Annotated in this window: 11 protein-coding genes; 2 read left to right on the forward strand and 9 right to left on the reverse strand. The window is 71.8% G+C overall.

Features of this window, described 5'->3' with window-relative positions; genetic code table 11:
* Positions 1-34: 34 nt before the first annotated feature.
* The 4 genes from LPA42_RS06435 to LPA42_RS06450 form a co-directional block, all read right to left on the reverse strand.
* Complete coding sequence (locus LPA42_RS06435) at positions 35-1,708, reverse strand: cation acetate symporter (protein ID WP_077935278.1); 1,674 nt, start codon at positions 1,706-1,708, stop codon at positions 35-37.
* Entirely contained in the window at positions 1,686-2,084 is a 399-nt protein-coding gene (locus tag LPA42_RS06440) for a DUF485 domain-containing protein (protein ID WP_077935277.1), read from the reverse strand. The genes LPA42_RS06435 and LPA42_RS06440 overlap by 23 nt, the downstream gene beginning before the upstream one ends.
* Before the next feature lie 161 nt (positions 2,085-2,245).
* The gene (locus LPA42_RS06445; RefSeq protein ID WP_077935276.1) at positions 2,246-2,776 is read right to left on the reverse strand and encodes a flavin reductase family protein; all 531 of its coding nucleotides are present in this window, start codon (positions 2,774-2,776) and stop codon (positions 2,246-2,248) included.
* Between the two features lie 1,198 nt (positions 2,777-3,974).
* Positions 3,975-4,490 (reverse strand): SRPBCC family protein, encoded by a 516-nt coding sequence (locus LPA42_RS06450; protein ID WP_077935275.1) that lies wholly within the window; start codon positions 4,488-4,490, stop codon positions 3,975-3,977.
* Between the two features lie 48 nt (positions 4,491-4,538).
* Here LPA42_RS06450 and LPA42_RS06455 point away from each other — a divergent pair, with 48 nt between their 5' ends.
* Complete coding sequence (locus LPA42_RS06455; protein WP_043960895.1) at positions 4,539-4,793, forward strand: hypothetical protein; 255 nt, start codon at positions 4,539-4,541, stop codon at positions 4,791-4,793.
* A gap of 26 nt (positions 4,794-4,819) precedes the next feature.
* Here LPA42_RS06455 and LPA42_RS06460 read toward each other — a convergent pair whose 3' ends face one another.
* Together LPA42_RS06460 and LPA42_RS06465 are read right to left on the reverse strand one after the other, a co-directional pair.
* Positions 4,820-6,553 (reverse strand): ABC transporter permease, encoded by a 1,734-nt coding sequence (locus LPA42_RS06460; protein ID WP_077935291.1) that lies wholly within the window; start codon positions 6,551-6,553, stop codon positions 4,820-4,822.
* 32 nt (positions 6,554-6,585) lie between these two features.
* The gene (locus LPA42_RS06465) at positions 6,586-7,350 is read right to left on the reverse strand and encodes an ABC transporter ATP-binding protein (RefSeq protein WP_077935274.1); all 765 of its coding nucleotides are present in this window, start codon (positions 7,348-7,350) and stop codon (positions 6,586-6,588) included.
* 133 nt (positions 7,351-7,483) lie between these two features.
* Between LPA42_RS06465 and LPA42_RS06470 the strand changes: the two genes are divergently transcribed.
* The gene (locus LPA42_RS06470; RefSeq protein WP_077935273.1) at positions 7,484-7,891 is read left to right on the forward strand and encodes a RidA family protein; all 408 of its coding nucleotides are present in this window, start codon (positions 7,484-7,486) and stop codon (positions 7,889-7,891) included.
* Positions 7,892-7,932: 41 nt separating this feature from the next.
* Here LPA42_RS06470 and LPA42_RS06475 read toward each other — a convergent pair whose 3' ends face one another.
* The 3 genes from LPA42_RS06475 to LPA42_RS06485 form a co-directional block, all read right to left on the reverse strand.
* On the reverse strand, positions 7,933-9,591 hold the full coding sequence (locus LPA42_RS06475) for a cation acetate symporter (protein WP_077935272.1): 1,659 nt from the start codon (positions 9,589-9,591) through the stop codon (positions 7,933-7,935).
* Position 9,592: 1 nt separating this feature from the next.
* The gene (locus LPA42_RS06480; RefSeq protein WP_043963597.1) at positions 9,593-9,943 is read right to left on the reverse strand and encodes a hypothetical protein; all 351 of its coding nucleotides are present in this window, start codon (positions 9,941-9,943) and stop codon (positions 9,593-9,595) included.
* 184 nt (positions 9,944-10,127) lie between these two features.
* Positions 10,128-11,639 carry a DUF4153 domain-containing protein gene (locus LPA42_RS06485; RefSeq protein ID WP_228986409.1) on the reverse strand — a complete coding sequence of 504 codons (1,512 nt, stop codon included), beginning with the start codon at positions 11,637-11,639 and terminating at the stop codon, positions 10,128-10,130.
* Positions 11,640-11,779 lie beyond the last annotated feature (140 nt).

Below are 11,779 nucleotides of genomic sequence, written 5' to 3' on the forward strand. Positions count from 1 at the left end.
GCTCGGTACGCACCCGGGCCGGTGCGTACCGGCCTCAGTGCGCGCCGGCGCCGGTGAGGGAACGCACCTCCAGCTCGGCGTACTTCTCCTCGTCGCTCTCCTTGGAGATCATCGTGCCGATCCACCCGCACAGGAACCCGAACGGGATGGAGAGGATGCCCGGGTTGGACAGCGGGAACCAGTGCCAGTCGTGGTCCGGGAACATCGACGTCGGCGCCCCGGAGACCACCGGCGAGAAGAACACCAGCAGCACGGCGGCGAGCAGTCCGCCGTAGATCGCCCAGACCGCGCCGGAGGTGTTGAACCGCTTCCAGAACAGGCTGTAGAGGATCGCCGGCAGGTTTCCGGAGGCGGCCACCGCGAACGCGAGCGCCACCAGGAAGGCCACGTTCAGGCTCTGCGCGTAGATCGACAGGGCGATCGAGACCGCGCCGATGACCAGCGCCGAGACCCGGGCCACCCGGACCTCCTGGCGCTCCGATGCCTGCCCGTTCTTGAGGACGTTGGCGTAGAAGTCGTGCGCCAGGCTGGACGACGAGGCCAGGGTGAGCCCGGCGACCACCGCCAGGATGGTGGCGAAGGCCACCGCCGCGATGATCGCCAGCAGGGTCGCGCCGCCGAGGTCGCCGCCGAGGAAGGTGATGCCCAGCTTCTCGGCGAGCTGTGGCGCGGCCGTGTTGCCGGCCTTGTCCTGGGCGGTGATCGCCGGGCCGCCGACCAGGGCCGCCGCGCCGAAGCCGAGGGCCAGGGTGAGCAGGTAGAACGCGCCGATGATGCCGATCGCCCAGAGCACGCTCTTGCGGGCCGCCTTGGCGGTCGGCACGGTGTAGAAGCGGATCAGGATGTGCGGCAGGCCCGCCGTGCCGAGCACCAGCGCGATGCCGAGCGAGAGCAGGTCGACCTTGTTGTAGAACGTCTGCGTCGCGTTCCCGGCCACCTCGACGCCGTAGCGCAGGCCGGGTTCGAGGAAGGCGCTGCCCTTGCCCGAGGAGGCGGCGGCGTCGCCGAGCAGCGACGACAGGTTGAACTTGTACTTCGCCAGCACCAGCAGGGTCATCACCAGCGCGCCGGTCATCAGCAGGAACGCCTTGACGATCTGGACGTACGTGGTGCCCTTCATGCCGCCCACGGTGACGTAGATGATCATCAGGGCGCCGACCATGATGATCGTGGCGACCTTCGCGGTGTCGGCGTCCATGCCGAGGAACGTGGTGCCCGGCTTGATGCCCAGCAGCAGCGCCACCAGCGCGCCCGCGCCGACCATCTGGGCCAGCAGGTAGAAGATCGACACGGTGATGGTGGAGACCGCCGCCGCCGTGCGGACCGGCCGCTGGCGCATCCGGAACGCCAGCACGTCCGCCATCGTGTACCGGCCCGAGTTGCGCAGCAGTTCGGCGACGAGCAGCAGCGCCACCAGCCAGGCGACCAGGAAGCCGATCGAGTAGAGGAAGCCGTCGTAGCCGTAGAGGGCGATGATGCCGGCGATGCCGAGGAACGACGCGGCCGACATGTAGTCGCCGCCGATCGCCATACCGTTCTGGAAGCCGGAGAAGGACCGGCCGCCCGCGTAGAAGTCGGTGGCGGTCTTGGTCTGCCGGCTGGCCCAGATGGTGATGGCCAGGGTCACCGCCACGAACACCAGGAACAGCGTGATGGTGAGGTTGCGGGCGGTGCCGCTGCCCGCCTCAGCCGCGAGGACCGTGTTCATGGGTCACCTCCCCCATCTCGGCGCGGATGCGGTCGGCGACCGGGTCGATCTTCCGGTCGGCGAACCGGGAGTAGAGCCAGGCGATCAGGAACGTCGAGACGAACTGGAGCAGGCCGAAGATCAGGGCGACGTTGATGTTGCTGCCGAACAGCCTCGTGCCCATGAAGTCCCGCGCGTACGCGGAGAGGATCACGTAGAGCGCGTACCAGAGGAAGAACGCGACGGTCATCGGGAAGATGAAGCCGCGCAGAGCGCGACGCAACCCGGCGAACTCGTCCGAACGCTGTACGGCGAGGTACCGGTCCGCCGTGGACGCGGCCGGGCCCGCCGTCTCCGGCTCGGCCGGTGCGTCCGGCGGGGGTGTGTCCGTGGACATCTGTGGATCACCACCTTCACAGGCGTAGGGGGTTTCGCGCACGGTAGGAACCGCGCGCCCCGCCCGGGAAGACGTGGATCGACGAGGGTCTCCACCTGCGCCGAGCGGTCGCCTGCCTGCGCCGAGTGACCCAGGTCACTCCGGTGACCGGTAGTGGCTGGTCAGGTCAGCTCGTGGTAACGACCCCGGTAGTGCAGCAGCGGGTCGCTCTCCCGCGTCAGGTCGATGCACTCGATGGTGGCCTCGACGAGCAGCGCCCAGCCGTACTCGCGGGCGGTGTCGAGCCGGCACCCGGCCCAGCCGGCGGCGTCGGTGGGCACCGGGCCGTACTCGGTCTCGGTCCAGACGCCGGTGGCGAAGAGGCCGCCCGGCGACGGGAACAGGCCGGCGAACCGGTCGGCGAGCTGCCGGTGCGGCGGACCCAGCGGCGCGACGGCGAACCGCCCCGCCGCCTCGACCGCCGCCCACAGGTCCGACTCCGCGTCGACCAGGCCCAGCAGCCGGTCCGGCTCCCCCTCGGCGACCAGCGTGGAGGACACGGTCAGGCCGGCGGGACCCGGCGCGGTCCACAGCGTGACCGGCGCGGCGAGCCGACCCCGCAGCCGCCGGGCCGGGGAGCGCTGTCCCGCTGGTACGGCGAACGGGTCGACATGGTGGATCTCGGCACCCGGCTCTGGATTCACGTGAAACATTGTGCAGCCCTGGACGCGTGCCTGCCTCGGAGATCGCTTTCTCGAAGCCAAAGCTCTGTGCCGCCGCAAGCCCCGACCGCCGCCTCCCCTCCTTCGGTGACAACTTGTCCCCACGCAAGCAGCCTGAGCCCGCGACCGGCAGGCAGCCAACAGATCGAGCGGACGTTCCTGTCCGCGTACGCATCCTGGCTTAGGTCGAGTTCGTCGCCGTTCGCTGCTTCGTCCTCTCGGCGTGGGCCGCCATGCTCCGTGAAACACGACACCTTCATTCGTGCCCAAGCTTGGTTGGCGAAAGCAGTAAAGCCAAGCTCAGGGCGGTTGGTGGCGCTTTCAAGATCCGCCATCAGGTTTCTTCAGTGCGCTCGCTGGATGTGGAGGTCAACCACTGCAGCTAACAATGAATGACTTGTTTCCAGAATAAGTCATCGACGTGCTTCGAAATACATGTTAGGCTATCGGTGATGTTCTTGCCCTCCGAACCTCCCTGTCGCGGAAAGGACCCAATGAGCATCAAGAGGCTTGCTGCAGTTACCTCGACCCTGCTGCTGGTGTCAACCGGATCCACCGTCCTGGGTGCTGCAGCTCCGGCCAGCGCTTCATGTAGTCATGCAAATACTTATGGCGACGGGCGTTACGGGAACTTCTTTGAAGTCAGTAACGCCAGTATCCGTACGGGCCCGCACACGTCCTGCGGTGTTGTTGCCTATGGGCAAACTTCTCACCTCGTGGATTACTATTGCTTCGTCACCGGCGATTCGGTAACGGCGAATGGTCGTACGTCCAATACCTGGACCTACCTGCGGGATGTAACCACTGGCTACAAGGGTTGGGTGAGCGACACTCTCCTCTGGGACTGGGGGAGCGATACGACTTGCTGACATGCTGGCTGGATCAAGATCTATGGTAATGAAGATTACTGGCGAGGTGTTCGACCGAAGAATCCGGTCGAACACCTCGCGCTGCTTGCGTCCTGGACGTGCATTCGGTTAATTTGTTTACCTGATGAGCTGGCGCATTGAAATGGGCCCTGCGCAAGGTCAGAGGACTTCATGTGCAGGTTCCTGTGGGTGGCTGTCCGCAAGGCTTGCGACTAAGGGTTGTTGTTTTCGGCGCGTCAAGGATGCTTCGGCTTCTGCGTAATCCGTCGTAATCTGATAGATGCTTTTCTTGTTGCGACGGAGTGCGTAAGCGAGTAGCTCTAGGTCGAAACCTGGTCGCCCGGATGGTCTTTGGCAAGACAGTGGCGGGCGGCGGCCAGCACCTCCGGGTCGGTGCAGCCGGCGGCGTACCCGGCGATCCGGCGGCGGATGTCCCGGCCGAGCAGCCAACTCCCGACCCGATGCGCGACGGGGCGCAGGAACGCCGGCCGGCAGCGGAAGTGGTACCGCCAGGTGGCGACCGACGTGCCGGGCTCCGGGCCGGGGGCGAACCGCCACCCGCCCGCGAACATCTCGAAGAACCACGGGCCCCGGACCATCTTCATCCCGACGTGGCTCGGCGGCGCGAAGGAGACGTACTCGCTGACCATCGTCAGGCCGTGCCGGGATCGGGTGAAGGTGCGCACGCCCTTGCCCGGGCGCGTCGCCCCGTCGGTGAAGTGCTGCTCGCGGACGAACGGGTCCCAGCGGTACCGGGCCGGCGCGACGGTCTGCGACACCGCGAAGGCCAGCTCGGGCGGCACCGGCACGGTGATCACCGACTCGACGACAGGCATCGTCCCATTGTGCCGGCACGCGTGCGGGGGGCTCCTATCGTGCCGGGCATGAGTCCCGTGACGCCGCAGCAGCTCGCCCAGACCCGCGTCGTGGCCGCCGACGCCGTGCTCCGCAACGAGGTGGACTTCCGGGGCTATCCCCACCGGCACCTCGCCATCGCCGCCCGCCCGCGACTCAGCAGCAGCGGCGTCACCCAGCTCCTGGAGGCCGTCGAATACCTCGCCCACTACGGGTGGGAACTGGTCAACGTCAGCTCCTCCAGCAACAGCGGCCTGTTCTACGCGTTCCTGCGCCGCCGCTGAACCGCGGCCCCGCCGCTGGGCAACGCTCAGCGGCGCGGGGTCACGGCCGTCAGCAGCTCGGGGGCCCGCCGGTCCAGCACGTCACCGGCCAGGTACGCGCCGAGCAGCGCCGCGCCCAGCCCGTACGCCAGCCCCAAGGGCGTGGCCAGCCAGAGCCAGGCGTCGCCGAGCAACGCCGCGGCGACCACCATCGGCACGCTCGCCACCGCCGTGCCCAACATCGACAGCAGGGTGAGGAAGCTCTTCGCGACCCCGGCCCCGCTGTTCATCGCGAACGGGTTGCTCGTCTCCGGCAGCGAGTACGCCCCCAGCACCGAGACGAAGGCGCTGATCGCCAGCCCCGCACCGTACGTGGCGAGGAGGCTGCCCGCCATCACGCCCAGCCACGCCGGCCGACCCAGCAGCATCCCCAGGATCACGGTGACGACGGCGAGCATCGGCAGGACGTACACCGAGAAGGCGGCCATCCGGGCCCGCAGCTCCAGCCGGCCGGGGACCCCGGCGACCACGTTCGCCGCGTACGCGCTGCCGTCGAAGCCGAACTGGTTGGCCAGGGTCACCGAGGCGAGCAGGCCGACGAAGACCATCGAGATGCTGACCAGCACCGGGGACGAGTCGGGGGCGGCGAACTCCATGCCCTCCCCGGTGGAGAAGCTCGCCCCGCCGAAGTTGACCATCACCGGCACGAAGATGCCGACCACGGCGATCGTGATCAGGTTGGCCCGCCGCCGGGCGTCCCGCCACCAGTAGCGGCACTCCCGGGCCACCAGCGCGCCGAACCGGTCCCGCCGCGCCCAGCCGACCGCCTTCGGAAAGAGCTGCCCGACCGCGCCGGAAACAGCCCCCGCCGCGCCGCCCGCCGCCGCGCCGCCGCCGGTCTTCGCCGCGCCGCCGCGCACCCTGATCCGGCCGCCGCTGGCCGCCCCGACCATGGCCGACTCCAGCGACCGGGACCACCACCACAGCAGCGCGCCGATCGTCAGCGCGGTGATCAGCAGCTTCACCGGCACGGCCCAGGCCCGCCCCTCGGCCACGTCGATGCCGACCGTCCACGGCGCGCCGAACGGGGTCCAGCCGACGACCCGGGCCACCCCGGTCAGCCGGTCCCAGTCGGCCTGCTGCACGGCGGCCACCACCACGATCTGCAGCGGGCCGAGCAGCGCGGCGAGCACCGCCAGCAGCACGGCCGCCAGGTCGCGTACCCGACGGGAGCGCAACATGGTCGCGAACGCGCTGGTCATCGCCCGGCTGGCCGCGACGCAGAGCAGCAGCCCGGCGACCACCCCGACGGCCGCGACGAGCGCCGCCGCCGCGCCGCCGAGCAGGCCCGAGGTGAGCACCAGCCCGCCGGTCGCGATCAGCGCCGCCACCGCCGGCACGCTGACCAGCGCGGCGGCGAACAGCCCGGTGACCAGGGTGCGCCGGGACAGCGGCAGCAGGGCGAACCGGGCCGGGTCGAGCGTCTCGTCCACCCCGAAGAAGACCAGCGGCAGCAGCAGCCAGCCGAGCACCAGCAGGCCGCCGCCGAACGCGGCGGCCATCAGCGCGTACGTCGGCTCGTCGGCCAGCCCGGGGGCGGCCAGCAGGAAGAAGCCGGTGGCGGCGAACCAGAGCCCGGCGATCATCCCGCCCACGAACATGGCGATGCGCCAGCCCTGGCCCCGGAAGTTGTTGCCCATCACCCGCAGCTTCAGCCGGACGAAGTGCCGGGCCGAAACGGGGCGGACCCGCTCGGCCGGCTGGCCGCCCGGCCCGGTCACCGCCGTGGTCGCGCCCCGCTGGCCCGCGCCGGTCACCGGGACAGCCACGCCAGCTCCTCGCCCGTCGCTGTGCGCCCGCCGACCACCTCGACGAACACGTCCTCCAGCGAGCGGTCGCCGCGCACCTCGTCGAGCGTGCCGACCCGCTTGATCGTCCCCTCGGCGAGGATCGCGACGTGCGAGCAGAGCCGCTCGACGACCTCCATGACGTGGCTGGAGAAGATGACCGTCCCGCCGCCGACGACGTACCGGTGCAGGATGTCCCGGATCAGGGCCGCCGACACCGGGTCGACCGCCTCGAAGGGCTCGTCGAGCACCAGCAGCCGGGGCCCGTGCAGCAGCGCGCAGGCCAGGCCGATCTTCTTCTTCATGCCCGCCGAGTAGTCCACGACCAGCGTCCGGCCGGCGTCGCCGAGGGCGAGCACGTCGAGCAGCTCCGCCGCGCGCTGGTCGACCACCGCCGGGTCCATGCCGCGCAACAGACCGTGGTACGCCAGCAGCTCCGCCCCGCTGAGCCGGTCGAACAGCCGTACGCCGTCGGGCATCACGCCGAGGAGCTGCTTCGCCCGGACCGGGTCGGTCCACACGTCGTGCCCGAGCACCCAGGCGCCCCCCGCGTCGGGGCGCAGCAGTCCGACCGCCATGGACAGGGTGGTGGTCTTGCCGGCCCCGTTCGGGCCGAGCAGCCCGTAGAACGAACCGGCCGGCACGTCGAGGTCGACGCCCGCCACCGCCACCTTGCCGTCGAACCGCTTGGCGAGGCCACGCAGCGCGAGCGCGGGGTGCTCATCAGTCATGTTCCGACCGTATCCGGCGCTGGCCAGCGACCGCTCCCGCCCAGGGACGACCTGCGCCTCCTCCCCGGGCAGGAGGCGGCTCGGGTAGGTTGACGAAGGTCGTTCTTCGGATCCCGGTGCGAGGTGGCAGACAGTGCGGACGAGACTGGTGAACCCGAGCGGAGCGCCCGCCCCGGCAGGGCCCTACTCCCAGGTCGCCGAGGTGCGCCTCGGCGGTGCCACGCTTCTCGTGCTCTCCGGTCAGGTCGCCCTCGACGACGACAACCGCGACATCGTCGGGCCGGGCGACATGACGGTGCAGGCCGAGCGGACCCTGGACATCATCGGTCAACTGCTCGCCGCGCGCGGCGCGACCTTCGCCGACGTGATCAACATCCGGACCTACCTCACCGACATGGCCCACCGCGCCGAGTACGCGGCGGTGCGCGGGAAGTACTTCACCGGTGATCTTCCGACCAGCACGACCGTCGAGGTGTCGAAGCTGTTCCGCGACGACGCGCTGATCGAGATCGAGGTCACGGCAGTCGTCAGCGCCACCTGAGCGCCGGAGTGTGAGAGGGGAACCCTTCTCTACCGGATGCGTTAAGAAGGGGCCCTTCCTTCGGAGCGGAGCGCCTCGGGGGAGTGCAGGCGCAGCATGGTGCCGGCCACGTCGGCCGGCAACCGCCGCCGGGACGCCACCGACACCGCGATCATCACCGTGAACGCGAGCGGCACCGTCCACGCCGCCGGCTGCGCGGTCAGCGTGGCCGGCCAGCCGGACAGCGGCGGGCCGAGCACCGTGACCAGCACCGCCCCGATCGCCGCCCCGCCGCCGGCCAGCACCCCGGCGGCGGCCCCCACGTCGGTCAGCCCCCGCCACCAGATGCCGAGCACCAGCAGCGGGCAGAAGCTGGACGCGGCGACGGCGAAGGCCAGCCCGACCACCTGGGAGACGTCCATCCCCGACACGTTCAGCGCGAGTGCCGCCGGCACCCCGCCCGCGATGACCGTGGCCAGCCGGAAGCCGCGCACCGAGCCCCGCCCCAGCACGTCCGTGGAGATCACCCCGGCGACGCTGGTGAGCAGCCCGGACGACGTCGACAGGAACGCGGCGAACGCCCCGGCGGCGACGAGCGCGGCGAGCAGCCGGCCGGTCAGGCCGTCGCCGAGCGCCGCGCCGGGCAGCAGCACCACCACCGCGTCGGTCTGCCCGGTCACCAGCAACTGCGGGGTGTAGATGCGGCCCAGCACCCCGTAGAGGGTGGGCAGCAGGTAGAACACGCCGACCAGGGCCAGCACCACCAGCGTGGTGCGCCGGGCCGCCGCCCCGTCGGGGTTGGTGTAGAACCGCACGAGCACGTGCGGCAGCCCCATGGTGCCCAGGAACGTGGCCAGGATCAGCGAGTACGTGGCGAACAGCCCCCGGTCGTCGTCCCCGGCGGCGCTGGGCAGCAGCCAGTCCGCGGCGTCGGTGGCCGTGCCGGAGACCTGCGGCACCGGGTCGCCGGCGGCGAAGTCGAGCCGGTCGCCGGGGCGTACCTCGCGGATGTCGCCGTCGGGGAGGGTGAGGGTCGCGCGGTGCTCGACCACGACGGTGGTCGCGGTCCGGAACGCCGGCCCGTCGGGCGGGGTCACCGCCGGGCGGGCGTCGGCCTGCCACTGCAACACCAGGAAGATCGCGGGTACGGCGAGCGCGGTCAGCTTCAGCCAGTACTGGAACGCCTGGACGAAGGTGATGGCCCGCATCCCGCCCAGCGCCACGTTCGCGGTGACCACCACCGCCACCACGAGCGCCCCGACCGGGTACGCCGCCCCGGTCAGCGTGGCCAGGGTCAGCCCCGCCCCCTGCAGCTGCGGCACGAGGTACAGCCAGCCGATGAAGATCACGAAGGCGGTGGCGAGGGTACGCAGCCGCCGCGACCCGAGCCGCACCTCGCAGAAGTCCGGCAGGGTGAACGCCCCGGAGCGGCGCAGCGGCGCGGCCACGAACAGCAGCAGGGCCAGGTAGCCGGCGGCGAAGCCGACGGGGTACCAGAGCACGTCCACGCCGTACTTGAGGATCAGCCCAGCCACGCCCAGGAAGCTCGCCGCCGACAGGTACTCCCCGCCGATCGCGGCGGCGTTCCAGGTCGGGCTGACCGAGCGGGAGGCGACGAGGAAGTCGGAGGTGGTCCGGGCCAGCCGCAGCCCGTAGAAGCCGATCCCGACCGTTACCAGGGTGACCGCGACGATCGCGGGGACGACGTACCCGTTGCCCATCTCAGCGCTCCGGCCGCTGGACCAGGTCGGTGAAGTCCTGCTCGTTGCGCTCGGCGAGCCACACGTACGCCCAGCCGACGGCGATGAGGAACGGGAAGGAGACCAGCCCCAGCAGCAGCCAGGGCAGGTTGATGCCGAACACGGTGACCCGGCCGACCGAGGGCGCGATGGCGAACAGCCAGGGCAGGCCGCCCAGGCCGATCAGCACCACCAGGCTCAGCCGCAGCGCCAGGGCGAGCTGGGCCCGCACCAGGCCCCGGACGAGCGCCTCGCCGACCCGGGTCTGCTGGGCCAGCTCGGCGCGGGCCCGGTCGGCGTCGGGCTCCCGGCGGGACACCTCGGCCAGCACGATCCGGGTCCGGCCGGGCGCGGTCGCCGCTGCGCCTGTCGCCTGGCCCGGGGTGCCGCCCGGCGTCTCGTCCCGGGCCGGTGCCCGGGGTGCCGGTGCGGGGTCGTCGGGTGCGGCCACCCCGGCAGTCTGGCCCGATCGGTGGGAATGTCAAGACCGGTGTGGCCGCTGGGCGCATCGCCCCGGTTCACCGGTTCCCGCAGTCGACGGCCGGCGCGCCGATCGGTCCCGCCGCGAGCAGGTCGCGGGCGGTCGCCCGGCCAAGGTTGGCCGTCCAGGCACCGTCGGCCGGCAACGTGCCGGCGAGGTCCCGCAGCGCGCAGGAACGCAGCGGCTCGGGCAGCCGGGTCAGCGCCGGCACCGCGTCGGCCGACAGCCCCGACAGGTACGACACGTCGATCCGGCCGGTCTGCCGGTGCCGGTCGACGTTGCGTTCGGCGATCAGCCGGTCCGGGTTCACCGCGGCCAGCCCGAGCAGGGCGAGCACCGCCGTGCCCACCACCAGCACGGGCAGTCGGCCCGCCCGCAGCAGCAGCACGGCCACGCCGACCAGCACGAACAGGGCCCCGAGCCACAGTTCGACGGCGGCCACCACCAGGCGCAGCCGGGTCGCCCCGTACGCGTCGGCGTAGACCTGCATCCGATACAGCGCCGAGGCGACGACGACCAGGCTGAGTGCGGTGAGCGTGCCGAGCAGGACCCGGACGAGGACCCGGTCGGCTCGGGTGGTGCGGGGCGCCCAGCGGGCCGCCCCGGCGATCACCAGCAGGGTCAGCGCGGAGACCGCGAGGAGCTGCCAGAACCCGCCGCGGGCGTACTGGGCGTAGCTGAGGCCGGCGGTGCGCAGCACGTGCGCGGAGCCGCCGAACAGCACGGCGAGCTGCACCAGCACGAACGCGGCGAACAGCGCGTCGAGCAGGGCCAGCGGCACGGCCCACTCCAGCCGGCGCACGGACCGGGCCGGGGCGACCCGCAGCCTGTCCAGGTCGGCCGGCGCGATCACCAGGTACGCCGCGCCGAGTAGCCCGCCACCGACCAGGGCGACGCGGAACAGCCAGCCGACCGCCCCGCCGACGCCGACCTCGGGCAGCGCGCCGGTGAGCAGGTCCGCGAAGACCGCGTCGGCGGAGGCGAGCAGCAGGCCGAAGACGAGGAGCAGTCCCACCGAGGCGGCGCCGGTGGCGAGCGCGCGCCGCAGCGTCGAGGCGGCCGGGCCGACGCGGCGCGCACCCCGTACCGCCCAGGGCAGCGCCCGGAACGGGGCGGCCGGGGTCAGCGCGACGGCGGCCAGCATGCCGAGCGGCGTCCGGGCGCCCACCACGGCGAGCGCTCCGGTGACCACGGCGGCGAGCAGGCAGAGCGCGAAGAGCCAGCCGGCGGCCCGCACGTACCCGACCGAGACGAGGGCGATCGTCGCGGCGGTCCAGGCCAGCCGGGCGGCCCGCCCCGGCGCCCCCGTGGCGTCGGGACGGGCCACCCCCGCTGCGTCCCCGCCGCTCTCGGCGGGAGCTGGGGCCGTGGCCGTGGCATCGGCCGGTGCCGCCGGTGCCGCCGTGGCGGCAGGGGTGGACTTGGCGCGGGCCGCCGTCACCAGGGCGGCCGTGGCGACGAGCGTGGCGAGCGGCCAACCGAGGCCGGGGCGGTCGAGCGGGACGACCGTCGCCGCGACGACGGCGGCACCGGCCACCGCGCCGAGCACGACGGGCCGAGCACCGCTTGTCGCCCCCGACGCCTTCAGATCTTGGTACGAATGCGCCCTCATGGGGGCCGTTTCGTACCAAGATCTCCCGGCGGGTTGGGGTGCAACAGGCATGGTGACTCCTCGGTCGGGCCGGGAAG

It is taken from the genome of Micromonospora sp. DH13 (assembly GCF_020873825.1).
In the GTDB taxonomy this organism is placed as follows: domain Bacteria; phylum Actinomycetota; class Actinomycetes; order Mycobacteriales; family Micromonosporaceae; genus Micromonospora; species Micromonospora haikouensis.